Source organism: Streptomyces sp. NPDC090088, from assembly GCF_044747345.1.
In the GTDB taxonomy this organism is placed as follows: domain Bacteria; phylum Actinomycetota; class Actinomycetes; order Streptomycetales; family Streptomycetaceae; genus Streptomyces.
In genome coordinates this window covers 285,862-310,763 of the sequence record NZ_JBIVDZ010000006.1, presented here as the reverse complement: position 1 = coordinate 310,763, position 24,902 = coordinate 285,862, and the positions used below count along the sequence as shown (strand labels likewise).

23 protein-coding genes are annotated in these 24,902 nt (G+C 72.4%); 8 read left to right on the top strand and 15 right to left on the bottom strand.

Annotated features, from left to right (window positions below; all coding sequences use genetic code 11):
- Positions 1-2: 2 nt before the first annotated feature.
- Entirely contained in the window at positions 3-824 is an 822-nt protein-coding gene (locus ACIPSJ_RS29240) for an enoyl-CoA hydratase/isomerase family protein (protein WP_401350547.1), read from the top strand.
- Positions 825-887: 63 nt separating this feature from the next.
- On the opposite strand, the gene ACIPSJ_RS29235 is transcribed toward ACIPSJ_RS29240, so the two are convergent.
- A complete protein-coding gene (locus tag ACIPSJ_RS29235; protein ID WP_401350544.1) occupies positions 888-1,811 on the bottom strand; it encodes a hypothetical protein in 924 nt (307 codons plus the stop codon).
- A gap of 78 nt (positions 1,812-1,889) precedes the next feature.
- Between ACIPSJ_RS29235 and ACIPSJ_RS29230 the strand changes: the two genes are divergently transcribed.
- Entirely contained in the window at positions 1,890-2,489 is a 600-nt protein-coding gene (locus tag ACIPSJ_RS29230) for a flavin reductase family protein (RefSeq protein WP_359207159.1), read from the top strand.
- 71 nt (positions 2,490-2,560) lie between these two features.
- On the opposite strand, the gene ACIPSJ_RS29225 is transcribed toward ACIPSJ_RS29230, so the two are convergent.
- Together ACIPSJ_RS29225 and ACIPSJ_RS29220 are read right to left on the bottom strand one after the other, a co-directional pair.
- Positions 2,561-4,576: a hypothetical protein gene (locus ACIPSJ_RS29225; protein ID WP_401350542.1), complete on the bottom strand. Its 2,016-nt coding sequence runs from the start codon at positions 4,574-4,576 to the stop codon at positions 2,561-2,563.
- A 206-nt stretch (positions 4,577-4,782) separates the two neighbouring features.
- Positions 4,783-6,111, bottom strand: coding sequence for an MFS transporter (locus ACIPSJ_RS29220; protein ID WP_401350539.1), 1,329 nt, complete (start codon positions 6,109-6,111; stop codon positions 4,783-4,785).
- 71 nt (positions 6,112-6,182) lie between these two features.
- Between ACIPSJ_RS29220 and ACIPSJ_RS29215 the strand changes: the two genes are divergently transcribed.
- Positions 6,183-7,187, top strand: a complete 1,005-nt coding sequence (locus tag ACIPSJ_RS29215) for a helix-turn-helix domain-containing protein (protein ID WP_365688530.1) — start codon at positions 6,183-6,185, stop codon at positions 7,185-7,187.
- Here ACIPSJ_RS29215 and ACIPSJ_RS29210 read toward each other — a convergent pair.
- The 3 genes from ACIPSJ_RS29210 to ACIPSJ_RS29200 form a co-directional block, all read right to left on the bottom strand.
- Complete coding sequence (locus ACIPSJ_RS29210; RefSeq protein WP_359207170.1) at positions 7,177-8,226, bottom strand: Zn-dependent alcohol dehydrogenase; 1,050 nt, start codon at positions 8,224-8,226, stop codon at positions 7,177-7,179. The two genes, ACIPSJ_RS29215 and ACIPSJ_RS29210, sit on opposite strands and share 11 nt — an antisense overlap.
- Complete coding sequence (locus tag ACIPSJ_RS29205; protein WP_359207173.1) at positions 8,226-9,380, bottom strand: acyl-CoA dehydrogenase family protein; 1,155 nt, start codon at positions 9,378-9,380, stop codon at positions 8,226-8,228. The genes ACIPSJ_RS29210 and ACIPSJ_RS29205 overlap by 1 nt, the downstream gene beginning before the upstream one ends.
- Positions 9,381-9,687: 307 nt before the next feature.
- Entirely contained in the window at positions 9,688-10,602 is a 915-nt protein-coding gene (locus ACIPSJ_RS29200; protein ID WP_401350535.1) for an SDR family NAD(P)-dependent oxidoreductase, read from the bottom strand.
- Positions 10,603-10,688: 86 nt separating this feature from the next.
- On the opposite strand from ACIPSJ_RS29200, the gene ACIPSJ_RS29195 reads away from it, so the two are divergent.
- Entirely contained in the window at positions 10,689-11,624 is a 936-nt protein-coding gene (locus ACIPSJ_RS29195) for a cyclase family protein (protein ID WP_401350532.1), read from the top strand.
- Positions 11,625-11,952: 328 nt separating this feature from the next.
- Here ACIPSJ_RS29195 and ACIPSJ_RS29190 read toward each other — a convergent pair whose 3' ends face one another.
- The 4 genes from ACIPSJ_RS29190 to ACIPSJ_RS29175 all read right to left on the bottom strand — a co-directional run bounded on the left by ACIPSJ_RS29190 (position 11,953) and on the right by ACIPSJ_RS29175 (position 14,990).
- A complete protein-coding gene (locus tag ACIPSJ_RS29190; protein WP_359207944.1) occupies positions 11,953-12,429 on the bottom strand; it encodes an ATP-binding protein in 477 nt (158 codons plus the stop codon).
- 18 nt (positions 12,430-12,447) lie between these two features.
- Complete coding sequence (locus tag ACIPSJ_RS29185) at positions 12,448-12,585, bottom strand: hypothetical protein (RefSeq protein ID WP_355708863.1); 138 nt, start codon at positions 12,583-12,585, stop codon at positions 12,448-12,450.
- 397 nt (positions 12,586-12,982) lie between these two features.
- Positions 12,983-13,858 (bottom strand): acyl-CoA dehydrogenase family protein, encoded by an 876-nt coding sequence (locus tag ACIPSJ_RS29180; protein ID WP_401350530.1) that lies wholly within the window; start codon positions 13,856-13,858, stop codon positions 12,983-12,985.
- Between the two features lies 1 nt (position 13,859).
- Positions 13,860-14,990, bottom strand: a complete 1,131-nt coding sequence (locus ACIPSJ_RS29175) for an acyl-CoA dehydrogenase (protein WP_359207185.1) — start codon at positions 14,988-14,990, stop codon at positions 13,860-13,862.
- 135 nt (positions 14,991-15,125) lie between these two features.
- Here ACIPSJ_RS29175 and ACIPSJ_RS29170 point away from each other — a divergent pair, with 135 nt between their 5' ends.
- Positions 15,126-16,643 carry an AMP-binding protein gene (locus ACIPSJ_RS29170; protein ID WP_359207188.1) on the top strand — a complete coding sequence of 506 codons (1,518 nt, stop codon included), beginning with the start codon at positions 15,126-15,128 and terminating at the stop codon, positions 16,641-16,643.
- A 3-nt stretch (positions 16,644-16,646) separates the two neighbouring features.
- On the opposite strand, the gene ACIPSJ_RS29165 is transcribed toward ACIPSJ_RS29170, so the two are convergent.
- Complete coding sequence (locus ACIPSJ_RS29165) at positions 16,647-17,159, bottom strand: EF-hand domain-containing protein (protein WP_359207191.1); 513 nt, start codon at positions 17,157-17,159, stop codon at positions 16,647-16,649.
- 198 nt (positions 17,160-17,357) lie between these two features.
- Positions 17,358-17,735 (bottom strand): STAS domain-containing protein, encoded by a 378-nt coding sequence (locus tag ACIPSJ_RS29160; protein ID WP_401350527.1) that lies wholly within the window; start codon positions 17,733-17,735, stop codon positions 17,358-17,360.
- Positions 17,736-18,108: 373 nt separating this feature from the next.
- Here ACIPSJ_RS29160 and ACIPSJ_RS29155 point away from each other — a divergent pair, with 373 nt between their 5' ends.
- Both ACIPSJ_RS29155 and ACIPSJ_RS29150 read left to right on the top strand, forming a co-directional pair.
- The gene (locus tag ACIPSJ_RS29155; RefSeq protein ID WP_401350524.1) at positions 18,109-18,690 is read left to right on the top strand and encodes an RNA polymerase sigma factor; all 582 of its coding nucleotides are present in this window, start codon (positions 18,109-18,111) and stop codon (positions 18,688-18,690) included.
- Positions 18,687-19,961, top strand: coding sequence for a maleylpyruvate isomerase N-terminal domain-containing protein (locus ACIPSJ_RS29150; RefSeq protein WP_401350522.1), 1,275 nt, complete (start codon positions 18,687-18,689; stop codon positions 19,959-19,961). The genes ACIPSJ_RS29155 and ACIPSJ_RS29150 overlap by 4 nt, the downstream gene beginning before the upstream one ends.
- A gap of 186 nt (positions 19,962-20,147) precedes the next feature.
- On the opposite strand, the gene purU is transcribed toward ACIPSJ_RS29150, so the two are convergent.
- On the bottom strand, positions 20,148-21,032 hold the full coding sequence (gene purU, locus ACIPSJ_RS29145) for a formyltetrahydrofolate deformylase (RefSeq protein ID WP_359207203.1): 885 nt from the start codon (positions 21,030-21,032) through the stop codon (positions 20,148-20,150).
- Between the two features lie 101 nt (positions 21,033-21,133).
- Positions 21,134-21,634 carry a hypothetical protein gene (locus ACIPSJ_RS29140; protein ID WP_401350519.1) on the bottom strand — a complete coding sequence of 167 codons (501 nt, stop codon included), beginning with the start codon at positions 21,632-21,634 and terminating at the stop codon, positions 21,134-21,136.
- Between the two features lie 117 nt (positions 21,635-21,751).
- Here ACIPSJ_RS29140 and ACIPSJ_RS29135 point away from each other — a divergent pair, with 117 nt between their 5' ends.
- The gene (locus ACIPSJ_RS29135) at positions 21,752-23,056 is read left to right on the top strand and encodes an ABC transporter substrate-binding protein (protein ID WP_359207209.1); all 1,305 of its coding nucleotides are present in this window, start codon (positions 21,752-21,754) and stop codon (positions 23,054-23,056) included.
- 57 nt (positions 23,057-23,113) lie between these two features.
- Here the strand turns inward: ACIPSJ_RS29135 and ACIPSJ_RS29130 are convergent, their stop codons facing one another.
- Positions 23,114-24,712, bottom strand: coding sequence for a hypothetical protein (locus tag ACIPSJ_RS29130; RefSeq protein ID WP_401350516.1), 1,599 nt, complete (start codon positions 24,710-24,712; stop codon positions 23,114-23,116).
- Between the last annotated feature and the right edge of the window lie 190 nt (positions 24,713-24,902).

Sequence of the window (24,902 nt, the reverse complement as noted above, 5' to 3'; positions counted from 1 at the left end):
ACATGGCCAAATCCCCCGAAGAGCCGGAAATATCCGTTGAGTCATTGGTACTGCACGCCACTGACAACCGGGTCGCCCAGCTCACCCTCAACCGTCCCGAATCCCTCAACGCCATCACCCCTGACCAGCGGGAACGCATCATCCAACTGCTTTCCGCAGCCTCCGCCGACCCGGAGATCGGAGCCGTCGTCCTCACGGGAACGGGCCGGGGCTTCTGCGCCGGCGCCGACCTCCGCGGCGGCGCCGGCGCGGCCGAACGCGTCCCCGGTGACGTGGCCCGCACCATCCGCCTCGGCGCCCAGCGCCTGGTCGCCGCCGTCCTCGACTGCGAGAAACCGGTGATCGCGGCGGTCAACGGCACCGCCGCCGGCCTCGGCGCCCATCTCGCGCTCGCCTGCGATCTGGTCCTGGCCGCCGAATCGGCCCGCTTCATCGAGGTGTTCGTCCGCCGCGCCCTGGTCCCCGACGGCGGCGGCGCCTACCTCCTCCCACGCCTGATCGGCCCGCACCGCGCCAAGGAGCTGATGTTCTTCGGCGACGCCCTCTCGGCACCGGACGCGGAGCGCCTGGGCCTGGTCAACCGCGTCGTACCGGACGAGGAGCTGACGAAGACGGCCCGGGCGTGGGCGGAGCGTCTCGCCAGCGGCCCCACCCGCACCCTCGCCCTGACGAAGCAGCTGGTCAACGCCTCCCTGGAAGCCGACCGCGCCACCTCGTTCGCGGCCGAGGCGGCGGCCCAGGAGATCAACATGACGACGCGGGACGCCCAGGAGGGCCTGCGGGCCTTCGTCGAGCGCAGAAGCCCGGACTTCCGGGGCCGTTGAGCCGCACGGGCCGACCGTGCGGTGCGGTGCGGTGGGCCGGCCGCACGGTGGGCCGGTCAGCCGTCAGCCGTCAGCCGGTTCGAGGATGCGGAGGGTGCCCGCGTCCGGGTCGCCGAAGAGTACGAACAGCTGGGGGGACTTCTCGCTGCCGCCGATGGACCAGTGGGTGTTCTCGCCGCAGTCGGCGTCGAGGCTGAGCAGCACGCCGTCGCGGCCGGTGCCGGAGCTGTCGGCGTCGGGCTTCCACGTACCGGACCCCTCGCACACGACGTAGTCACGGAACTCGCCGTCGCCGACGGGAGGCTGGGCGGGCAGCCGGGCGGCCTCGGCGCTGCCGTCGGCGCGCAGCCGCAGCTCGGCCCCGTCGTCGCCCCGCCAGACCCCGGTCAGCTGGTCGGCGGTCAGCTTCGGTGGCTCGTACTGCCGGATCAGGCCCGCCTCGGTGGCCGCCACGCCGCCGCCGAGGGCCAGGAGGAACAGGGCGACCGAGCCGGGCACCGCCCACCGCCAGACGGCCGCCGGCCGCCAGGAACGCCTGCGGCCGTACGCGACGCTGAGAGTGGGCAGCAGGCCCAGTGCGGCCAGGACCGGAACCGTCGTGGTGAGCGGCCAGGACCACAGCAGCGCGGCCGGTCCGCCCCAGAGGACGGCCGGTGCCACCGGGGCCGCCAGATGCCACGCCCAGGACGGGCCGCCGGGGCGCCGGGCCGCGAGCCGGGCGAGCACCACCGCGGGCCGGGTCAGGACGAACGCCTGCACCACGCCCAGCACCGGCAGCAGCAGCCACCCGAAGACCAGGAAGCACGCGGCGCCCAGGGCACCGCCGGACCCGGCGCCGTAGTCGTCGCCGCCGCTGCTCGCGGCCCACCACAGCACCGCCGCCGCGGGCAGCTGGGCCGCGCCCACCGCCGCGGCCGCGCCCAGATCTTCGCGCGACCAGGACACCTCGCCGCCGCGCAGTCGTCCACGTATGTTTCCCCACCCCATGAGCGCAGCGTAAGTGCCCGCATCGCGCCGCTCACCACCCTTCCCATCTGACGATGCGTCAGCTTCAATGAAAAGGTGATGGGACACGCAGGGGCGGCCGCCGCCGCCGTCCGTTATCTCAGGTCGGTTCCCGGGCCGGGCCCCGTGGAGGCGCTGCCGCGCCCGGAGTTGCGCTGTGTGCGCGCCGACGAGCGGGCCCCGGTCGACCAGACGGAGTTCCGGCGCGTCCTCGGGAACTTCGCGACCGGGGTGACCGTTGTCACCGCACCGGCCGCCGAAGGCGAATCCTCCCCCGCCGGTTTCGCCTGCCAGTCCTTCTCCTCCCTCTCCCTCGACCCGCCCCTGATCTGCTTCATGGTCGGCCGTACGTCGGCCACCTGGCCGCGCATCGCCCGCGCGGGCGTCTTCTGCGTCAACGTCCTCGGCGCGGACCAGGGCGGGCTGTGCCGCGCCTTCGCGGTGAGCGGCGCGGACAAGTTCGCGGGCGTGGCCTACGACGCGGCCCCGGTCTCGGGCGCGCCCCGGCTGACCGGTGCCGCCGCGTGGATCGACTGCGCGATCCACGCGGTGCACACGGGCGGCGACCACCTGATCGTGGTCGGCCGGGTGAACGCGCTCGGCGCGAGCGCCGCTGACGACGTCGCGCCACTGCTGTTCCACAAGGGGCGGTTCCTCTAGTTCCGCACCGGGCACTGGCTCCGTTCTTCACGGGCGGCTGAATCGGGTGGAGTTGCGGCCTGACGCTCACATCACCCGAGGCCGGTCTGCTGCAGTGCCGTCGCGGAGACCGCCTGCTGCGCCTCCGTCGCGGCTTCGGCCTGTTCCGCCTCTCCCTTCGCGGCCAGGGCGTTGGTCGCGGAGTTGAAGCACTCCATGGAGGTGGGACGGTCGGGGCCCAGGACGTACTCCTTCAGGGTGCGGCGGTCGAGGGCCATCGGGTCGGTGTGCGGAGCGCGGACCGAGTCGAGGATCTCCGGGAGGCGGGCGCACCGGCGGTCCAGGAGGTAGGCGCCGCCCGCAGTGGTGTAGGCGGCCCGGAACTCGTGGTCGGGCAGGTCGCGCGCGTTGGTGAGGACGTACGGCTTGAGGCTGGCCACGAAGTCGGCGACCACCGAGGAGACGTCGCTGATGAGGATGTCCGCCTGGTTGAAGCACTCGTAGAGGTTCGGCAGTTGCTTGAGGATCACGTTGTGGCGGACGGCTCCCTGGCTCTCCCAGAAGATCCGGTGCCACTCCGCGCGCAGTTCCTGCCACTCGGCCGCCGCGGCACGGTCGGGAACCCGGGCCTCGCGCATCTGCTCGGCGTCGTCGCCGTCGTGCCGGCCGGCCAGTTCGTCGAGGCGGGCCTGGATCTCCCGCAGCCGGGGCCGTGCGGCGGCGTTCGCGGCCTCCGCCGCCGCGGGGTCGCGCCGCTCGTTGTCGGCGCGCAGCAGCTCGCGGATCGCCTTGTCGGCGGCCGCCGCCTCGGCCGAGCGCTTGCCGGTGAGCGGGTGCGGCTTGTAGACGATCCGTACGTTCTCCGCCAGGAGCTTCTCGACGAGGGCCACGCCCATCGGGATCAGAGAGGTGTGGCAGTCGTCGTCGCTCCAGCCCTCCCAGGTGGGCGCGTAGAGGACGACGGGCAGCGGGCCGGGGACGTGTTCGGCGTGCAGACGGATCGGGGACAGCTGCGGGCGGCCCACCTCCACGATCGCGCTGTCGCTGATCGCGTGCCGCACCCGCTGGTAGCGGTCCCGGCCCGCGCGGCCGGCCACCCAGATCTCGTCGTACACCTTGCTGACCCGGTTGCTGCTGGCCAGCTTGTCGCTGTCGCCGTGCCCGATGAAGACGTGCTTGGCCTCGGCCACGCGGAGCATGTGAACGTTCTTGCCCGCGTTGCCGGGATACAGCACGACCCGGACGCCGGACAGTTCGAGTCTGGCCAGGTCGTCGGCCTTCGGTACGCAGACCACCGGGATCCAGGTACGGCTCAGGTGGCGGAACGAGGCACCCTCCCGAAGGATGATCAATGGACGCAGGTCGAGCTGCTCAAGCGTCTCGATCCACATGTTGACCTGGTACATGAAGTCACGTGAGACGGCCGCGAAGCTGAAATAGAGCACCACCTCCGGCCGGTGATCCTCCAGTTGGCGGTTGACCTCGGCGAACACCTCGTCCCGTGCCGGCATCCGGCGCACCTTGCGGTACTGACCCAGCAGCGCGAGGACAGCCGCCACGGTCACCCCGACGGTGAGCGCCAAGCCCGCGTAGGCCGACTCCCAGGTACCGGCGATGAGCGCGACGAGGAGCCCGGCGTGGGCCGGCAGGTCCAGGTGGAGGAGCTTGCGCAAGTGGCGTCTGTCCAGGAGGGCGGGCGGCTGCCGCGGTATCGACAGCTCGCTCAGGTCGAGGTTCCGCACCACCAGCGGCAGCACCCGGCGCCGGCGGATGGCGTGGTGCACCGCCGTGTACAGCATCATCATCGCGAAGTGACCGCTGAAGACGGCGAGGGCGGTGACCAGCACCACGCCCGGCGCGTCCATCCGGCTCGCCAGCGCGAGCAGCATCACCGTACGAACCGCGAACCGCATGGTGCGATCGAGATGCAGCACCGCCAGCCGGCGCACGAAACTCGGGGCGCGCACATGCAGTACCTCGTCCACCGCATAGGTAACGGCCGCCGCCGCCGCGAAACCCCACAGGGACGGCAGCAGGGCGAAAACCGGCAGCGCGGCGAAACCGAGGCCGAGCAGGAGCACAAGGAGCAGGTCGACCACCCTGTGCACACGTAGAACTCCACACAACCGACGGATCATCATGTGCACGGCTTCCCCCTACCGGACCGTCCACCCGGACAGGCGAACTGGTGTGTCCACCGGTTCGACCCGGTAAGCAAGGAAAGAGTTGTACACCTGATTCACATGAAAAATTCACCTTCCGTATGGCCTGGTGAACACGTTCGGCGTGAATGACGGTGACGACGCCGGAGCCGTCAGGCCGTCGCGGGGAGCACGGGGGTGCCTGCGGCGGGACGTCGTCGGATCACCAGCGCCATCAGCGCCGCCGCCGCGCACAGGGTGCCGGAGGCGTACCAGACCATGTCGTAGGTGCCGAAGACGTCGCGGGCGACACCGCCGAGGTAGGCGACGAGGGCCGCGCCGACCTGGTGGGAGGCGAGGACCCAGCCGAAGACGATGGCGCTGTCCTCGCCGTAGTGCTCCCGGCACAGGGCCAGGGTGGGCGGGACGGTGGCGACCCAGTCGAGGCCGTAGAAGACGATGAAGAAGATCATCGGGGGGTGGATCGACGGGCCGAGCAGCATCGGGAGGAAGAGCAGGGAGATGCCGCGCAGGGCGTAGTAGACGGCGAGCAGGCGGCGCGGTTCGAAGCGGTCGGTGAACCAGCCGGAGGCGATGGTGCCGACGACGTCGAAGACGCCGATGACCGCGAGCAGCGAGGCCGCCGCCGTGATCGGCAGGCCGTGGTCGTGGGCGGCGGGCACGAAGTGGGTCTGGATCAGGCCGTTGGTGGAGGCCCCGCAGATCGCGAAGGTCCCGGCGAGCAGCCAGAAGGGCCCGGTGCGGACGGCGGAGGCCAGCACGCCGAGGGTCCTGCGGGCGGCTCCGGTGACCGGCGCCGGCTTCGGTACGAAGTCGACCGCGCCGTACGGCTTCAGGCCGACGTCGGCCGGGTGGTCGCGCAGCAGCAGCCAGACGAAGGGGACGACCGCGAGGGCGGCGAGGGCGACGGTGACGGCGGCCGGGCGCCAGTCGTACGTCTCGACCATCCAGGAGAGGAGCGGGAGGAAGATCAGCTGGCCCGAGGCGGAGGCCGCGGTGAGGATGCCGCTGACCAGGCCGCGCCGGGTGGTGAACCAGCGGTTGGTGACCGTGGCGGCGAAGGCGAGCGCCATCGAGCCCGAGCCGAGGCCGACCAGCAGGCCCCAGCAGAGCAGCAGCTGCCAGGCCGCCGTCATCCAGACGGTCAGGCCCGAGCCGACCGCGATCACGGTCAGGGCGACGGCCACCACCCGGCGGATGCCGAAACGGTCCATCAGGGCGGCCGCGAAGGGCGCGGTGAGCCCGTACAGCGCGAGGTTGACGGAGACGGCCGCGCCGATCGTGCCGCGCGACCAGCCGAACTCCCCGTGCAGCGGGTCGATGAGCAGGCCGGGCAGGGAACGGAAGGCGGCCGCGCCGATGATCGTGACGAAGGTGACGACGGCGACGAACCAGGCACGGTGGATGCGCGGTGAGCGGGTCGGCTTCGAGCCCTCCGAGTCCTCGGCGGGGGCGGCTGCGGCTGCGCTTGTCTGGGTCACGCCACAAATATCCGGCCACCGGGTCCACTCCATCGAGTGGCCGAGAGGACAGTATTCGCTAGGATCGGGCCATGAGCAGTGACCCCGGCTTCCGCCCGCACCGTGTCGTCGTCCTCGCCCTGGACGGCCTGCTCCCCTTCGAGCTGGGCATCCCGCACCGCATCTTCGGCCGCCCCAAGGACGCCCGGGGGCGGCATCTCTACGAGGTCGTGACCTGCTCGGTCCGCCCGCCCGGCCCGGTCGACACCGACGCCGACTTCGCGATCCACGTACCGAACGGCCCGGAGACACTGGCCACCGCCGACACGGTGATCATCCCGGCGTCGTACGAACTCGGCCCGGTCTTCGAGGAGGGCGTCCTCACCCCCGAGCTGGCCGCCGCCCTGGCCCACATCCGCCCCGGCACCCGGCTCGCCTCCATCTGCACCGGCGTCTACGTCCTGGCCGCCGCCGGCTACCTGGACGGCCGCCCGGCGACCACGCACTGGGCCGAGGCCGATCATCTCCAGCGGCTGTTCCCGCGGATCGAGGTGGACGCGGACGTCCTGTTCATCGACGACGGCGATGTGCTGACCTCCGCCGGGGTGGCCGCCGGCATCGACCTGTGCCTGCACATGGTCCGCCGCGACCACGGCACGGCCGTCGCCAACGAGGTGGCCCGCCGCACCGTCGTCCCCCCGCACCGGGACGGCGGCCAGGCCCAGTACATCCACCGCCCGGTCCCCGACCTCCAGGTGGCCACCACCACGGCCGCCCGCGCCTGGGCGCTCGGCCGCCTCCACGAGCCGATCCAGCTGCGCGACATGGCCGAGCAGGAGGCCATGTCGGTACGGACCTTCACGCGCCGTTTCCGCGAGGAGACCGGCGTCAGCCCCGGCCAGTGGCTCACCCAGCAGCGGATCGAACGCGCCCGCCACCTCCTGGAGTCCACCGACCTCTCCGTCGACCAGGTCGCCCACGACGCCGGCTTCGGCACCGCCCAGTCCATGCGCCAGCACCTACAGACCGCGCTCGGTGTCACCCCGACCGCCTACCGCCGGACCTTCCGCACCTCACCGGCGCGGGTCAGAACGTGAGCACCCCCCGGGCCACCCGCCCCGCCTCGGCGTCCGCGCGGGCCTTCTCGAAGTCCTCCACCGGGTAGGTCGCGGTCACCAGCTCGTCCAGCAGCAGGGTTCCCTGGCGGTACAGCTCGGCGTAGAGCGCGATGTCGTGCTGGGGGCGGGAGGAGCCGTAACGGCAGCCCAGGATGGACTTGTCGAGGAACATGGAGGCGACGACGAAGGACGCCTCGGCGGTGGCGGCGGGCATGCCGAGCAGGACGGCCTGGCCGTGCCGGTCGAGGAGGTCGACGGCCTGCCGGACCAGCTCGACCCGGCCGACGCACTCGAACGCGTGGTCCACCCCGGTCGGCAGCAGATCCCTGACGCCCTCCGTCGAGGGCAGGAAGTCGGTCGCCCCGAACTGCCGGGCCGCCTCCTCCTTGGCCGGGTTGGCGTCCACGGCCACGATCCGGCGCGCGCCCGCGATCCGCGCGCCCTGGATGACGTTCAGCCCGATCCCGCCCGTGCCGATGACCGCCACCGTGTCGCCGCGGTCGACCCGGGCCCGGTTCAGTACGGCACCCACACCGGTGAGCACCCCGCACCCGATGAGGGCGGCCGAGGTCAGGGGGATGTCCTTCGGGATCCGCACCGCCTGCACGGCCCTGACGACGGTCCGTTCCGCGAAGGCCGAGTTGCACGCGAACTGGTACACGGCCGCACCGCCCCGCGTGAACGGCTTCTGCGGCCGCCCTATGGCTTTGCGGCACATGGTGGGCCGCCCACGGTCGCAGTCCGCGCAGGCACCGCAGTTGGCGAGAGTGGACAGCGCCACATGGTCTCCCGGGGCCACATGGGTCACGCCCACACCTACGGCCTCGACCACGCCCGCACCCTCATGTCCGAGCACCACAGGAACGGGGAAAGGTATGGTCCCGTCCACCACGGACAGATCGCTGTGGCAGAGTCCGGCCGCCGCCACCGCGACCAGCACCTCGCCCGGCCCCGGCTCCCGGATGTCCAGATCGTCGACGACCTGCACCTGTTTCCCGTCGAACACGACTCCACGCATCACGACTCGACCCCCTTCGGTTCCCTCGGCAGACCGAGCACGCGCTCGGCGATGATCGTGCGCTGCACCTGGTCCGAGCCGCCGTAGACGGTGTCGGCCCGGGAGAAGAGGAACAGGTGCTGGGCGGCGTCCAGTTCGTACGGCGCGGCGGCCGACCAGTCGGCCGGGCCCACGCTCGCCGCCGCGCCCCGCACCAGCACGGCGAGCTCACCGAGCCGCTGGTGCCAGCCGCCCCACAGCAGCTTGGCCACACTGGGCGCGCCCGGCTCCGCCGCCGCACCCCCGAGCGTCCGCAGGGCGTTCCACCGCATCACCCGCAGCTCGGCCCACTGCCGCACCAGCCGTTCCCGTACGACGGGATCGTCGGCGGCCCCGGTCCGTACGGCGTCCCGGACCACCCGCCCCAGTTCCTCGGCGAACCCGATCTGCTGGGCGAGGGTCGACACCCCGCGCTCGAAGCCGAGCAGGCTCATCGCCACCCGCCATCCGTTGCCCTCGCCGCCGACGACATGCTCCGCACGCGCGTGCGCCCCGTCGAAGAAGACCTCGTTGAAGTCGCTGGTGCCGGTCATCTGGCGAATGGGACGCACCTCGACGCGCCCCGGCTGGTCCATCGGCACGAGCAGGAAACTCAGCCCGTGGTGGCGCCTGGAACCGGGCTCGGTCCGCGCCAGCACGAAACACCAGTCCGCCTCGTGCGCCAGCGAGGTCCAGATCTTCTGCCCACTGACGCGGTAGCCGTCCGCCTCCCGCACGGCCGCGGTCCGCACACCGGCGAGGTCCGACCCGGCGCCCGGCTCGCTGTACCCCTGGCACCACAGCTCCTCGCCCGCGGCGACGGGCGGCAGAAAGCGGGCCTTCTGTTCACCGCTGCCGTGGGCGATCAGCGTCGGCGCGAGCAGGTTCTCCCCGATGTGCCCCGAGCGCGGCGGCGCCGCCGACCGCGCGTACTCCTCCGCCCACGCGACCTGCTGGGTGAGCGTCGCGGTCCGGTTCCCGTACCCGCCCTCCGCCCACCCCAGCCCGATCCACCCGGCGGCACCGAGCGTGCGCTCCCAACTGCGCCGGTCCGCATCGGGTTCGACATGCGCGTCGAGCCAGTCGCGGACCTCGCCGCGAAACACCTCGTCCTCCGGCACTGAGCCGAACTCCACGGTGACCTCCAGAAGTACGTCGGGGTTACGGCCGTACGAAAACCGCCGGCATCCGCCGTCGGGGCTGATCGCCGTCGCGGCGGAGAAAGAGGAGAGGGGCCGACAGTGCGTATGGACAGCGAAAACGGGGGGAGCAGGTGGTGGACGGGCGGGGGTCCGGTGGGCGGCGCCTTTGAACGGCGGTGCAGGCGACCGGCCCGGGGGCGCGGGGAACTGCGCGAGCAACCACGACGGCGCCGCACTCGCCAGCGCATCGCACCCCCGACGGCGAACAGGCGCCCGGCCCCACCCACATGTAGCCCACCCCCTAGGCGTTCGGTCGGCTGCCTTCTCGTGCCGCCGTCTCCATGGCCGTCACCCGCGCCAGCATCGGCATCGGATCCGCCCCCACACTCCCGGGCAGCACCTCCGCGATCCGCTCCGGCGTCCACGCGCCTTCGGACGCGTACGCGGCCCGCAGCTCCCTCGGCTGGGCCCACACCGCGATCTTCGGCCCGGCCACCGTGTACACCTGCCCGGTGATCGCGGCGTCCCGCGCGGCGTCCGACAGGAGGTAGACGACGAACGCCGCCACGTCCTCCGGCTCGCCGATCTCGGTCAGTTCCGTCGGCACGCCGGCCGACATCCGGGTCCGGGCCACCGGTGCCACCGCGTTCGCGGTCACCCCGTACTTGTGCAGGCCCAGCGCGGCGCTCCGCACCAGCGAGATGATCCCGCCCTTGGCCGCGCTGTAGTTGGCCTGGGAGACCGACCCCTGGTGGTTGCCGCTGGTGAAGCCGATCAGGGTGCCGGCGCGCTGCTTCCGCATCACCGCCGACGCCGCCCGGAACACCGTGAACGTGCCCTTGAGGTGGGTGGCGACCACCGGGTCCCACTCCTGCTCGGTCATGTTGAACAGCATCCGCTCGCGCAGGATCCCCGCCACGCAGACGACCCCGTCGAGACGGTCGTAGGAGGCCAGCGCGGTGTCCACGACCCGCTGCCCGCCCGCCATCGTGGAGATGTCGTCGGCCACCGCGACCGCCTCGCCGCCCGCCGCCTCGATCTCCTTGACGACGGCCTCGGCGACCTCGCTGGTGGGCGAGCCGCCGTCGACCGAGACGCCGTAGTCGTTGACGACGACCTTCGCGCCGTCGGCCGCCGCCGCCAGCGCGACCGCGCGTCCGATACCGCGCCCGGCTCCGGTCACGGCGACGACCTTGCCTGCCAAGAAGTTCCCCACGCCCGGCCCCTTCCCGCGGTTTCTGACGGACCGTTAGATTTTATGGCGCGTCAGATGTGCGGACACAAGCCCCGGGGAGGAACCGGATGTCACTGCCGACACTTCATCCGGCGTTTCACGACATCGCCAAGCGCGTCAACAACTGGGGGCGCTGGGGTGCCGACGACGAGATCGGCACGCTGAACCTGATCACCGACGACGTCGTACGCGCGGCCGCGCAGACGGTCCGCTCGGGCCGGCGCGTCCCGCTCGCCCTGCCCCTGCAACAGGACGGCGTGCAGACCGGGATGATCCCCGGGCGGGTCAACCCGCTGCACGCCATGGTGCAGATCAACCAGGAGCTCTTCGGCCCGGGCACCGTCGCGTGCAGCGACGACGCGGTGACCATGGGCCTGCAGGCCGGCACGCACTGGGACGCGCTGACCCATGTCTCGCACTCGGGGAAGCTGTACAACGGCCGCCCGGCGGGCACGGTGACCGCGCACGGCGGGGCGGAGTTCAGCTCGATCGCCACGGCCCGGCACATCGTGTCGCGCGGGGTGCTGCTCGACGTGGCACGCGCGCGGGGTGTGCAGCGGCTGGAGGGGGGTCACGCGGTCACGCCCGAGGACCTGGACGCGGCCGAGGAGCTGGCCGGGACGACGGTCCGGGCGGGGGACGTCGTGCTGGTGCGGACCGGTCAGGTGCAGGTGTATCTCGCCGGGGACAAGCACGGCTACGGCTATCCGTCGCCGGGTCTCTCGGTCCGCGCCCCGGAGTGGTTCCACGCGCGCGATGTGGCCGCCGTCGCCAACGACACGCTCACGTTCGAGATCTTCCCGCCCGAGATCGAGGACCTGTGGCTGCCCGTACACGCTCTCGACCTGGTGGAGATGGGGATGCTGCAGGGCCAGAACTGGAATCTGGAGGAGTTGTCCACAGCCTGTGGAGAAACCGGCCGGTACGCGTTCCTGCTGTCGGCGATGCCCGAGCCGTTCGTCGGGGCGACGGGCACGCCGGTCGCACCCGTGGCCGTTCTCTAGTCCCTGGTGACGAAGCCGGTGTCACGCCGGGGCCGAAGCCCGAGCCGGCGTGACACCGGCCTTCCCCCATTCCCCCCGGAATCCGAACGGCCGCACGCGCCGGACCGCCCCGAGCCCGGCCCCGCGCGCCGCCGTCCGGCTCGACCCACACTCGACGAGGACGTCCGCCATCAAGGCCCCCGCCGTCCCCTCGCGGCGAATCGCAGACCTCAAGCGTGATCACATGGTCACAAGGCGTCAACACCCGTGCGGAGTTTTACGGCTTATGCCCCGGTTCACCGAGGGCGCGCACGGATGCAACCCCCCGGCGCATCACCGCGCACCGGGGTCAGACCGCCTCGAAGGCCAGCCCCTCGAACGAGGCCAGGCCGCCTCCGTACGCCACCGCCGCGCTCTGCCGGGGCTGCGAACACCGGTCGAGTTCACACCAGATGCGCTTGCCGGCGCCTTCGGGGCTCCACCCCCAGCGGTCGGCGAGCCCGTCGACGAGGGCCAGGCCCCGGCCGCCGGTCGCGTCGCCGTCGGCGCACCGGGGTACGGGCGCGCGATTGCTGGTGTCGGCGACCTCCAGCCGTACGGTGACCGACTCCTCGGCGCTCCCGCGGTCCGCGCCGGGCAGCGAGAGCCGCAGCACGGCGGGCCGGCCGGTGTGCACCACGGCGTTGGTGACCAGCTCGGAGACAAGCAGGATCAGCGTCTCGGCAAGCGGCTCGTCCGCCGCTATACCGGACCCGGCGAGGCGCGAGCGGGCCCACCTTCTGGCCCGTCCCACCTCCGCGGGGTCGGGCCGGATCTCCAGCTGCACTTGAAGCACCTGCACCGCTCACACCATCCGAACCGGCGGACACATGAACCCGCGCCGAGCGAGCGCCACGACGAGGATCGCGACGAGCAGAACGGCGAGGGCCACGATCGTAGCCATTTTCTGCATGGCCAGAACAACGGCCAGAGCAAGGGTCACGGAACGTGATTCCCTTACGAGACAGCATGGTTGACGTACAGTCACCCCAACAAGCGCTTCGGGCATATTCCAGCGCGAAGGAGTACGCGTCCGGCATACTGTGCGACGCTCGCCGCGGGGAGTCGAACACGCGGGGGCGCAAGCCCTTACCGCCCTGCGAGCAGCCGTGTGCACCATGAATCGCGGGGCCGCTTCGACGGCACCGCCGGCATGGCTCGTCCTCGGAACCACTCGCATCCCACAGAAGGTACCCGAGGGGACACTCGACTCCAGGCCGTGACGAGTCACGCGTTGGACACAACCCGGTATCAACGCTCCGTGATTCCGGTATGCCACAATCCGCGACATCCGGCCCACCCGCACCACCGATCCCGCAGGCCACGGCCGTTTCGAACGTTCACCCGAGCAGTTCCGCGGCGAGCAGCTCCTCACTCTCCGTGTTCCCTCCGCCACGCTGTGCCCGCACCCAGGCCCGTTTCAGGTGCAGGTGCACCTCCGCCTCCCAGGTGAAGCCCATCCCGCCGTGCACCTGGAGGCAGTCCCGGGTGCCGCGTACGGCGGCCTCGTCGGCGAGCAGCCGGGCCGCCGCGATGTCCACGGGGTCGGCGGTCACCGCCGCCGCGTAGACGGCCGCCCGCGCGGTCTCGGCGCGCACCAGCATCTCGGCGCACAGGTGCTTGACCGCCTGGAACGCCCCGATGGGCTGCCCGAACTGTTCGCGGGTCCGCGCGTGTTGCACGGCGAGCTCGCACGCGCGCGTGGCCGTGCCGAGCTGCTCGGCGGCGGTGAGGAGCACGGCCACCGGATCGGGGGGCGCGGCGGAGGCCGGGCCGGGGATCCGGTGCAGGGGCGTCAACGGGTCGACCGAGCGCACCGCCACGGCCCCGGAGGCGTCCCCGGTGACCGCGTCCGCCTCGGCCAGCCACTCCACCAGGCCGCCGTCCACGCGGGCCACCACGGCCTCCCCGTCGGCCGCGCCGGGCACCTCGGCCGCCGCGAGGTGGGTGGCGGCCAGCGGGCCGGTCAGCAGCGCCCGTCCGGCCTCCTCGAAGACCAGGACCGCCTCGGGCAGTCCGAGTCCGACCCCGCCGTCCGCCTCCGGCAGGCGCAGCGCGAAGAACCCCGCCGCGCCCAGCTCCCGCCACAGGTCCCGGTCGAGGCGGCCGGGCGCGCCGACCGCCGCCCGCAGCGCCTCGCCGTCGAACCGGCGCCCGAGCAGCTCCCGCATCCCGTCCCGCAACGCCCGCTGGTCCTCGGTCAGTTGGAAGCGCACGTCATCGCCCCTTCGGCAGCCCGAGGATCCGCTCGGCCACGATGTTCCGCTGGATCTGCGAGGTCCCGGCCGCGATGGTGTACGAGAGGGAGGAGAGCCGGTCCAGGACCCACGGCCGGTCCAGGTCGAGCGCGTCCGGGCCGAGCACGTCGGCCGCCGTGTCGTACAGCTCCTGACGGGCGTGCGAATAGCGGAGCTTGAAGACCGAGCCGCCGACGCCGGGCACGCCGGTGCCCTCGGCCTCGCTGACGTTCCACTGGGTGAGCCGCCACAGCGCCCGGAACTCGGCGTTCAGCCGGCCCAGGCGGCGGCGCAGCGCGGGGTCGTCCCAGGTGCCGTTGGCGCGGGCCGCGCGCGCGAGGTCGCCGAGCACCCGGCGGCAGGCGACGACCTCGCCGACGAAGGCGGTGCCGCGTTCGAAGGAGAGGGTGACCATGGTGACCCGCCAGCCGTCGTTCTCGGCGCCCACCCGGTTGGCGACGGGCACCCGGACCTCGTCGAGGAACACCTCGGCGAACTCGGCCGACCCGGCCAGCGTGCGCAGCGGCCGTACCGTGATGCCCGGCGCGTCCATGGGCATGCCCAGCCAGGTGATCCCGCGATGCCTGGGCGCCTCCGGGTCGGTGCGCACCAGGAGCTCGCACCAGTCGGCGACCTCGGCGTGCGAGGTCCAGATCTTGGAACCGCTCACCACGTAGTCGTCGCCGTCGCGCCACGCGCGCGTGCGCAGCGCGGCGAGGTCGGAGCCGGCGTCCGGTTCGCTGAACCCCTGGCACCACACCTCCTCGCCGCGCAGGATCGGCGCCAGCCAGCGCGCCCGCTGCGCCTCGGTGCCCTCGGCGGCGATCGTCGGGCCCGCGTGCAGCAGGCCCACGAAGTTGGCGCCCACATAGGGCGCGCCGGCCCGTTCGGTCTCCTCCAGGAAGATCAGCCGGGTGGTCGGGGAGGCGTCCCAGTGGACGTCGGCGTACCCGGCGTCGTAGAGCATCCGCTGCCAGCCGAGGTCGTAGGCGCGGCGGCCCGGCCAGTCCTGTGGGCGCGGCTTCGGCGGCAGGCCGGGCAGCGCCTTGGCGAGCCACTCCCGCAGTCGCGCCCGGAAGTCCTCCTCCTCGGGCGTGTAGGACAGATCCACCGGCGGACACCCCCACGGAACTGATGGTTCGTCAGATTCTTCCGATCTCGCAGGCTAGCCCCGCGCCTCTGGACCGACAAGGCGGCAGGACCTACGATCTGACGACTCGTCAGGTCAGCCGGGCAGGGGGACTCCATGAACGCCACCGCACACGAACTGAGCGCCTCCCGCACGCTCTGGGACCTGGCCGCCCGCCGCGCGGAACTCACTCCCGAGCGCCCGGTGTTCCTCCAGGGCGACCGCACCCTGTCCTTCGGCGGACTGCGCGCGCGTGCCGAGCGGGTGGCGGCCGGCCTGTACGGCATGGGCGTGCGCCCCGGCACGGTCGTCGCCTGGCAGCTGCCGACCCGGATCGAGACGGCCGTGCTGTCCTTCGCGCTGGCCCGGCTCGGCGCCGTCCAGTCCCCCGTCATCCCCTTCTACCGGGACCGCGAGGTCGGCTTCGCCCTGCGCGAGTCCAGGGCCGAGTTCTTCGCCGTACCGGGCGTCTGGCGCGGCTTCGACCACACCGGGATGGCCCGGCGGCTCGGCGCGAAGGGGATCTTCGAGGCGTACGACGACCTGCCCGACGGCGATCCGGCCGTGCTGCCCGCCCCGCCCGCCGAGGGCACCTCCGTCCGGTGGATCTACTGGACCTCGGGAACCACCTCCGACCCCAAGGGCGTTCTCCACACGGACCGTTCGCTGATCGCGGGCGGTTCGTGCCTGGCGCACGCGCTGCGGCTCACGGCGGCGGACGTGGGCTCGATGGCGTTCCCGTACGCGCACATCGCCGGCCCCGACTACACGGTGATGCTGCTGCTGTACGGCTTCCCGGCGGTGCTGTTCGAGCAGTTCGCGCTGCCGGACGCGCTGGAGGAGTACCGCCGCCACGGGGTGACGGTGGCGGGCGGCTCGACGGCGTTCTACTCGATGTTCCTGGCCGAGCAGCGCAAGCAGCCGGGGGTCCCGGTGATCCCCTCGCTGCGGCTGCTCGCCGGGGGCGGGGCGCCCAAGCCGCCGGAGGTGTACCACGCGGTGGTGCGGGAGATGGGGGTGCAGCTGACGCACGGGTACGGCATGACCGAGGTGCCGATGATCACGATGGGGGCGCCGGACGACACGGCGGAGAACCTGGCCACGACGGAGGGGAAGCCGCCGCGGGGGATGGAGATACGGATCGCCGAGGGCGGCGAGGTCCGGTTGCGCGGGGAGGCGGTGTGCCAGGGCTATCTGGATCCGGCGCAGACCGCCGACGCCTTCGACGCGGAGGGCTTTCTGCGCACCGGCGACCTGGGCCGCCTGACCGGAACCGGCCATCTCGTCCTCACCGGGCGGCTCAAGGACGTGATCATCCGCAAGGGCGAGAACATCTCGGCGAAGGAGATCGAGGATCTGCTCGCCGCGCATCCGGCGGTCGGCGAGGCCGCGGTGGTGGGGCTGCCGGACCCGGAGCGCGGGGAGCTGGTGTGCGCGGTGCTCGAACAGCCGCCCGGGACCGCCGCGTTGACGCTCCCGGAGGTGGTGGCCTACCTGCGCGCGGCGGGCCTGTCGGTGCACAAGCTGCCCGAGCGACTGGAGGTGGTGGACGCCCTTCCGCGCAACGAGACCCTGCGCAAGGTGCTCAAGTACAAGCTGCGCGAGCGGTTCGCGGGGACGGCCACCACGGCGTGAGCACTACTCCGGGATGGTGAAGTAGCGGGCGAACGCCGGGACGATCTCCGTCTCGGCGACCCTGCCGTCACCGTCGATGTCGAGGCCGGACGCGACCGCCCGCGCGAGCTCCGGGGGCACCCCGAGGACGCGCAGCACGCGCGCGGTGTCGGCGACGGTGGCCGTGCCGTCGCCCTCGGTGTCCGCGAGGGCGAGGGCCGCGTGCAGGAAGGGGCGGGCGATCTCGCCGAACCGGTCGGGGTTGTCGTGCAGCCGCTTGACCGCGCCGCTCACGAACTCCTCGCGGGTGATGCGCTGGTCGCCGTCCCGGTCCGCCATGCCGGCCATGCCCTGCCAGAAGGCCTCCGCGCCGGCGTACAGGGCCTGGCCCTGGCCCGAGCGGGCGGGGGTGCCGAACTCGGCGAGCAGTGCCTTGGTCGCCGCGTTGAAGTCCCCGCGGTCGATCCAGCCGTTGCCGTCCTGGTCGAAGGTTGCGAACCGGGCGGCGATCCGTCGCTCGTACTCGGTGCTGACCATGTCTGTTCGGGCCGCCTTACGTGACGTGGGGGTTCATCTCGCAGGGAGCGTACGACGCCGCGGGCGGCCCGGGAGCGGGAAAACCACGCTTGTGCCAAGACCGGGGGAATTCTGCGACAACAATGTGGCACTGCCGTGATCGTCGGCTATGGGCGTTCCGGAACACCGGGGTGAGCCGGGGTGACGGGCGCGGGGCGGCTACGCGGAGAGCGGGTCCTCCTCGCCGTCCGCCGTCGCGCTGTCGATGTCGGGGTACACGTCGAACAGCCGTCGTACGCCGAGGGCGCCGAGGACCCGGTTGACGTGAGAACCGTCACTCGCGCCCTGGGCGGGCAGTATCAGCCGCAGCCGGCCCCGGCAGGAGCGGATCAGGCGGCGGGCGGCGATGAGGACGCCGACGCCGCTGGAGTCGCAGAAGAAGACGTCGGACAGGTCCAGGACCAGGCTGTGGTGGCCCTCGGCCACCGCGTCGTGCACCCGCTGGCGCAGCGCCGGCGAGGTCACCAGGTCCAGTTCGCCCGACACCCCGAGCACGGCCCACTCACCCTGCTCGACGCCGATCACCTTGAAAGCCACGGCTCAGCCCTCCGCTCGCCGGATCTCCGGAACCGCCCGGAAACGGAGCAAGTTCCTACGCTTCTTTTCGCGCGGCTGCCCAGCGGCGGTGCCCCGAAACACTGGATGACAAACGAGCGACGATCAGGAAGGGTCTTGTTTCAGTCACTGCCGATCCTGTTCGATCGGAAACAGAAGGGTCGAGCGAGGACTGCAGGACCCGGAGGACCCGGAGGACCCGGAGGCCCCGGAGGACCACAGGGAGGGCCCACTACCATCCGCCGTCCGTCAGGGGGCGCGCATTGCCACAAAGGGGCGTGCGTTGTCCGACGTGCCGACTACATTCGAGGAGACGGTGGAGACACGCTGGACACGGGCACGGGGAGGGGGCCGCATGGCGAAGAAGGACGCACCGCCCCGCTGGGACCGCAAGATGCAGCAGCGGCTCGCGCGCGGCGAGGCGGCCGCCCTCGGTGAGCTCTACGACCGCTACGCCTCGCTCGTGCACGGCCTCGCCCACCGCGTCCTCGGCGACGAGACCGCCGCCGACGGCATAACCCGCGAGGTCTTCGCCCATGTCTGGGAGCATCCCGACGCCTACGACCCCAAGCAGGGCCCGTTGCGCACCTGGGTCGCCGCGCTGACCCACCGGCTCGCCGTGCAGCGGCTGCGGGCCACCGAGACCGCCGCGCTCGGCCCGGGCGAGACCGGCTCCGCCGAGGCCACGGAGGAACTGGAGCGCAAGGTGCTGCGCGCCTCCGTCGCCGCCCGCGCCGACTACATCGTCCACTCCATGCCGACCCCGCTGCGCGCCGCCCTGGAACTCGCCTACTTCCAGCGCCGCGACTACCGGCAGACCGCGGCCGACCTCGGCGTCACCGAGGACGAGGCGCGCCGCCGGCTCCGCCTGGGCCTGCAACTGCTGTCCACCGCGCACGACGCCGGGACCCCGCCGGGATACGGAGGTGGCGTGTGAGCGACGCCTTCGAGGCGCACGACGGCCCCGGCTCCGGGGACGGCGACGCCCCGGGCAACGGCGGTGGCGGCCTGGGCCGGCCGCCGCGCATACCGCTGCCCCGGGCCTCCGTCGAGGACGGCGGACAGCCGCTGCCCGCGCCGGCCGACCTGCCGCCCGTACCGCTGGAGTTGCCGCACGACGTCCTGAAGTCGCTCCTCGGGGCATGGGCGCTGGCCGCGTGCTCGACGGCGGAGTCCCTCGCCGTCGAGGTCCACCTCGGCGACTGCGGCGCCTGTGCGGACGAGGCACGGCGGCTGCGCGAGGCGGTCGGGCTGCTGCACCAGCCGGAGAGCCTCGACCTCGACCCGGGCCTGCGCACCCGCGTCCTGGAGAGCTGCCTGGACCGCCGGCCGCCCCGGATCCCGCTCCCCTCGTGGGCGGCGCCCTACGACGCCGAGACGGCCCGCCTGGACGCCCTGCTCCAGGACATCGGCGACGCGGAGTGGCACGCCCCGGTGCGGCTGCGCTGGTTCGACGGCGCGGCGCCCGCGACCCGCCGTACGACGGTCGCCGGGGTCATCGCGCATCTGCTGTCCGTGGACGGCCTGGTGGCGGTGGCGCTGGGCCTGGACGACCCGCTGGGCGAGGTGCCCGGCCAGGGTCCCGCCGGGCGCACCGAGGCCTTCTGGCAGGGCTCGCACTTCCCGCCGACCCGCGCGGTGCGGGTGCCCTGGCGGGAGCAGAGCCACCAGCTCGTGCAGACCGTCTCCTTCACCGGCGGCGGCGCCGGGCGGCTCGGGGTGTCGTACGGCGACTTCGCGCTGCCCCTGCACGACGCGATGCTGGACCGCGCCTTCGAGTGCTGGGTGCACGCGGAGGACATCGCGGAGGCCGTGGACTACCCCTACGGGCCGCCGGCCCCGAAGCACCTGCACAAGATGATCGACCTCGCCGCCCGCATGCTGCCGGAGGCGCTCGCCGCCCGGCGCCGGGCCGGGCTCGCGTCCCCCGGCCAGGTCCCCCACCTGGTCCCCGCCGGGGCGCCCGGCCGCAGCCTGCGGCTGGAGATCGAGGGCAACGGCGGCGGCCAGTGGCTCATCCCCCTGGACTCACCCGGCGCGGTGGGCTCGGAGGACTTCGAGGTGGCCCACGTGGCCCTGGACGACGTGGAGTTCTGCAGGCTGGCCGCGGGCCATGTACCGCCGGAGGAGGCGGCCGCGGGTCAGCTCGGTGACCGGGCCGCGATCAGAGACGTCCTCTTCGCGGCGGCAAGCCTGAGCCGTATGTAGCCCACGGGGGAGGTGGGTTGCGATGCGTCGGCGGCTGCGGATGATTCGTGGTTGCTCGCGCAGTTCCCCGCGCCCCTGAAGGGGCGCTTGCTTCAGCACCCCTTCTTTTTGCTTTTAGGGGCGCGGGGAACTGCGCGACCAGCCCCCACGCACCGCAGCCGCCCTACGACCGAACCGGCCCGCCCCTCAGGCGAACACGACCGTCCGTCGGCCGTTGAGCAGAATCCGGCGCTCCGCGTGCCACTTCACGGCCCGCGCCAGCGCCTGGCACTCGACGTCGCGGCCGATCGCGACCAGCTGGTCCGGGGTGACGTCGTGGCCGACCCGCTCGACCTCCTGCTCGATGATCGGGCCCTCGTCGAGGTCGGCGGTGACGTAGTGCGCGGTCGCGCCGATCAGCTTGACGCCGCGCGCGTGCGCCTGGTGGTACGGCTTCGCGCCCTTGAAGCTCGGCAGGAAAGAGTGGTGGATGTTGATGATCCGGCCGCTGAGCTGCTTGCACAGGTCGTCCGAGAGGACCTGCATGTAGCGGGCCAGGACGACCAGCTCGACGTCCTGCTCACGGACGAGGGCGAGAAGCTGGGCCTCCGCGTCGTCCTTGGTCTCCTTCGTCACCGGGATGTGGTGGAAGGGGATGTGGTACGAGTCCACCAGCTCGGCGAAGTCGGTGTGGTTGGAGACCACGGCGGCGATCTCCACCGGCAGCGCGCCGATCCGGGCGCGGAAGAGCAGGTCGTTCAGGCAGTGGCCGAACTTGCTGACCATGAGGACGATGCGCATCTTCTCGTCGGCCCGGTTGAGCTGCCAGTCCATGTGGAACGAGTCGCCGACCGCCGCGAAGCTGGCCCGCAGCTTGTCGACCGTCACCGGCGCCTCGGCCGAGAAGTGCACGCGCATGAAGAACAGACCCGTGTCGTGGTCCCCGAACTGCTGGCTGTCCTCGATGTTGCAGCCGGTCATGAACAGGTAGCTCGACACGGCGTGCACGATGCCCTGCTTGTCCGGGCAGGAGAGGGTGAGGACGTACTGGTCGGCCAGGTCGGCCTGCGCTCGGGTGGGCTGATCGGTCATGCACCACAGAATCTCATGCCCCGCCGCCCCCGGCGGCCCCCGTCCGCCACGCGGACGCCCGGGGACCGGCACCGGGACCGGCGCCGGGACCTACGCCGGACCTATGCCGCCCGCGTGATGATCCGCAGCACCTCGAGGCTGCGCGGCTGCGCGTCCGGGTCGTCGCCGTCGCTCGTCGCCAGACGTATGTGCGCGTCCCGGGAGGCGCGGACGGCGTCCGGCCACCCCTGGTGGTCGAGGTACGCGGAGACCTGCGCGTCCGGCCCCACCTGGTGCATGATCCGCAGCACCCGCAGCACGGCGGTGTCGACGAGCGCCGCCTCCTGCGAGTCGCGGAATATCGTCCCGACGTACTTCTCGGCCGACCAGCTGTCCAGCCAGGTGTCCTCGACCAGCCGGTAGACCGCGTCGGTCACATCGCCGTACCCGTCCTGGCCGGCCAGCCAGACGTTCCGCTGGAACTCCGGGTCGGAAAGCATGTGCAGCGCGGAGCGCACATTGCTGCGCCAGCGCCACCACGGCATGTCATTGAGTGGCATGTCGCCCATGGTGGAGGAGCGACGGCCACGACGGGAAGAGTTCTCCGAACCTTGCACGGTCATCGATCGTACGTTCCGCGTCACACCGCCGTAACCCGCCCCCGCAATTCACCTGCACGTCACCTCTCATTGACCGAGGGTCACTTCCGGGTTAGTGATGTGGCGGAATCGTGCGTGTCCATGACCGGCAGGCGAGACCAGCGCAGCACCTTCCCCCCTTCGGCCCACCGGCGCCGCAGAGCCACCGCCCTGTCCGCGGTGGCCATGACGGCCTGTGCGTCGCTCGCCGCCGGCTGCGGCGTCGTCCCAGGGCTGTCCAGCGCGGCGGACGACGAGATCAAGGTCATGACCTGGGCCCCGCAGCAGACCAGCGCGACCAACAAGCCCGGCATGCCCGCCATGGCGTCGGCCATCGTGCGCTGGCTCAACTCCCAGGGCGGGGTCAACGGGCACAAGCTCAAGCTGCTCACCTGCAACGACCACAACACCAGCGTGGGCGCGGCGAACTGCGCGCAGCGCGCGGCCGACCAGAACGTCGTCGCCGTCGTCGGTTCCTACAGCCAGTTCGGCGACTCCTACTTCGCCCCGCTGGAGGGCGCGGCCACCCCCTACATAGGCGGCTACGGGGTGTCGAACGAGGAGTTCACCAGCCCCGTCTCCTACCCGGTCAACGGCGGCCAGCTCACCCTGCTGGCCGGACTCGGGGAGGCGCTGGCCGACTCCTGCGGCCCGGTCACCCTGGTCCGCCCGGACAGCATCGCCGGCGACCAGCTGCCCCAGCTGCTCGACTCGGGCCTGCAGGCCGGCGGCCACGCCAAGTCGATCGACCAGCTGGCGGCCGAGGACCTCACCGAGTACGACAAGCAGTCCCAGAAGGCCCTGGAGAACGCCACCTCGAACGCGGCGAAGACGGGCTGCGTGGTGCCCGAGCTCGGTGACCGCACGGCCACCTTCATGGACAACTTCCAGCGCGCCCGCCAGGACTACCCGAAGGTCAAGACGGCCGCCGAGGTCGGCAGCGTCGACCAGACGGTGATCAACTCCACCGGCGGCGCGTCCGGCCCGTACGAGGGGTCGTACATCACCGGCTGGTACCCGGTGGCCTCGGACTCCCGCTGGGACCAGATGAAGAAGGTCATCAGCAAGGAGGCCTTCGGCGACAACCGGATCGACCCGGCCGACGCCGGTGTGCAGACCACCTGGATCGCCTACCAGGTCCTCGTCGCCGCCCTGAAGAAGATCGGCGACGGCGAGGTGACCGCCGACAGCGTGCGGCGCACCCTCAACGACGGCCTGAAGGTCTCCACCGGCGGTCTCACCCCGACCCTGACCTGGCCCTACCAGGGCAAGCTGGCCGCGGCCGGCTTCTCCCGGCTGGTCAACGCGGACGTGAACGTCCAGACCGTCAAGGGCGGCCTGCTGCAGTCCGCGAACAAGGACGCCCTCGACATGACCAAGATCCTGGAAGACGCGGACCTCAGCTGATCCGCCCCCGCCGGCCCGCGCTCAGCCAGCCATTCAGCCGGTCAGCCGGTCAGCCGGTCAGAGCTGGGTCGGCTGGCGCTGGGTCAGCCCGTACTTGCTCGCGATCGTGTTCCACAGCGCGGCCGCCTTCGCCTTCTGGCTGCTGGCGGTGCCGCTCTCCCGGTTGCCGGCCAGGGTCTGGCCGGTGGTGCGGGCCTGGCCCTTGCGGCAGCCGTGCTTGCCCCTGGCCTGGTCGGCCCAGGACGCGTAGTGGCTGTCGGCGTTCGCGGAGGCCTGCCACGCCTTGGTGAGGGAGGCGGTCAGCTCGGCGTTGTCCGGCAGCTTGTCGACGGACAGCTGCGAGAGCCGGGTGACCAGACCGGCGCGCTGCTTGGCCGCGTCGCGCAGGTCGGAGGCGGCGCCGTCCAGGTCCTTGCACTGCTTCACGTTCGCGACGGCGCCGATCACCGTGGCCCGGCTGCTGCCGCTGTCGGCGAGCAGCTTGTCCAGGGCGACGGCCTGCGCCTTCGCCGGGTCGGCCGCGGCCGACGAGGACCCGTCGGTGGCGGGGGCGGACGCGGCGACCGTCTTGTTGCCGTCGTCCGAGCTCCCGCCGCCCCCGCTGAGCAGGGCACCGGCCCCGATGCCGAGGACGGCGATACCGACCCCGACGGCCGCGATCAACGGCACCTTCGACTTGTTGCGACCGCCCCGGCCGCCGTCGTCGTAGTCGTCATACGAAACCGACGGCGACGGGCCGGCGGGCGGCGGGGTGTACCCCGGCTGCTGCTGGAAGTGCTGGGGCTGCTGGAAGCGCGGCAGCTGGGCGGTGGACGCGGCCGGCGGCTCGCCGCCCGGGGCACTGCGGAAGAGGTTGTCGAACTCGGCGGGCGGCTGCCGGTCGGCGCCCTGCGAGGCTCCCGCCGGGTACGGCGCTATGTACTGGGTGGCCTCGGCGTCGGAGTGCGCCGGGGGCGCGGACTGCCGGCCGAGATAAGTGGTCTGCTCATTGGATCTCTCCGGCGGCAGCGCACCGGGGCCGACCGGCGGGATCAGCTGGGTGGCCCCCTCGTCCACCGGCGCGGCGGGCACCGGCGGGATGAACTGGGTGGCGCCCTCGTCGGCGGGCGGCAGGGCCCCGGGGTACCCGCCGTGGCCACCGTGACCGCCGTACGGGTCGGCGGGCGGCAGCGCGGCTCCCGGAGCGCCGTAGGGGTCCTGGCCGGCGGCCGGCGGCAGCGCGTCACCGGCCGTGCCCGGGGCGCCGTAGGACTGCTGGGGCTGGGCACCATAGCCGTACGACTGCTCGTAGCCGCCGTACGACGGTGCCGGGGCCGTCTCCGGCGGGAGCGGGCCTGCGCCGGAGGCGTCGGAGCGGGCCTGCGCGTGGGCGGCGTGGGACTGGGCGTTCCAGGCGGGCGGCAGCTCGGCGGAACCCCACTCCTGGCCCGCCGCCTGCGGCCAGTCCTGCTGGGGCTGCGAGGCGCCCTGCTGGTGCCCGGGACCCCACGGCTGTCCCCAGGCCTGGCCCTCGGGGGGCGCGGCCGGCGGGGCCGGGGCCTGGGCGGGGGCTATCGGCACGGGGCCGCCCGTCATGCCCGGCAGCAGGGGCTCGCCTCCGTCGGAGGGCAGCACGATGCCTTCGCGTGCGGGCTCGCCCTGTCCACTCTGCGTCACCGGGACTCCTACTAATGGGGGACCTTGTGAATCGTCGGCTCACGCTACCGGGTCCCCTCAGCAAGGTGCCACGCAGCCAAGGGCGCGATCTTGTTCCCTGTGACGGCAGTAACAGAACCGCCCCGCGGTGCGCTGTATATGCCACCTCTTGCACGGCAAGGTGTGGTTTCCCGCACGTTCACGCAACCGC

Coding starts and splice junctions, on each gene's coding strand:
- ACIPSJ_RS29240 (WP_401350547.1), top strand. CDS start 3: ATGGCCAAATCCCCCGAAGAGCCGGAAATATCCGTTGAGTCATTGGTA.
- ACIPSJ_RS29235 (WP_401350544.1), bottom strand. CDS start 1,811: ATGGGGTGGGGAAACATACGTGGACGACTGCGCGGCGGCGAGGTGTCC.
- ACIPSJ_RS29230 (WP_359207159.1), top strand. CDS start 1,890: ATGGGACACGCAGGGGCGGCCGCCGCCGCCGTCCGTTATCTCAGGTCG.
- ACIPSJ_RS29215 (WP_365688530.1), top strand. CDS start 6,183: ATGAGCAGTGACCCCGGCTTCCGCCCGCACCGTGTCGTCGTCCTCGCC.
- ACIPSJ_RS29210 (WP_359207170.1), bottom strand. CDS start 8,226: ATGCGTGGAGTCGTGTTCGACGGGAAACAGGTGCAGGTCGTCGACGAT.
- ACIPSJ_RS29195 (WP_401350532.1), top strand. CDS start 10,689: ATGTCACTGCCGACACTTCATCCGGCGTTTCACGACATCGCCAAGCGC.
- ACIPSJ_RS29170 (WP_359207188.1), top strand. CDS start 15,126: ATGAACGCCACCGCACACGAACTGAGCGCCTCCCGCACGCTCTGGGAC.
- ACIPSJ_RS29165 (WP_359207191.1), bottom strand. CDS start 17,159: ATGGTCAGCACCGAGTACGAGCGACGGATCGCCGCCCGGTTCGCAACC.
- ACIPSJ_RS29155 (WP_401350524.1), top strand. CDS start 18,109: ATGGCGAAGAAGGACGCACCGCCCCGCTGGGACCGCAAGATGCAGCAG.
- purU (WP_359207203.1), bottom strand. CDS start 21,032: ATGACCGATCAGCCCACCCGAGCGCAGGCCGACCTGGCCGACCAGTAC.
- ACIPSJ_RS29140 (WP_401350519.1), bottom strand. CDS start 21,634: ATGACCGTGCAAGGTTCGGAGAACTCTTCCCGTCGTGGCCGTCGCTCC.
- ACIPSJ_RS29135 (WP_359207209.1), top strand. CDS start 21,752: ATGACCGGCAGGCGAGACCAGCGCAGCACCTTCCCCCCTTCGGCCCAC.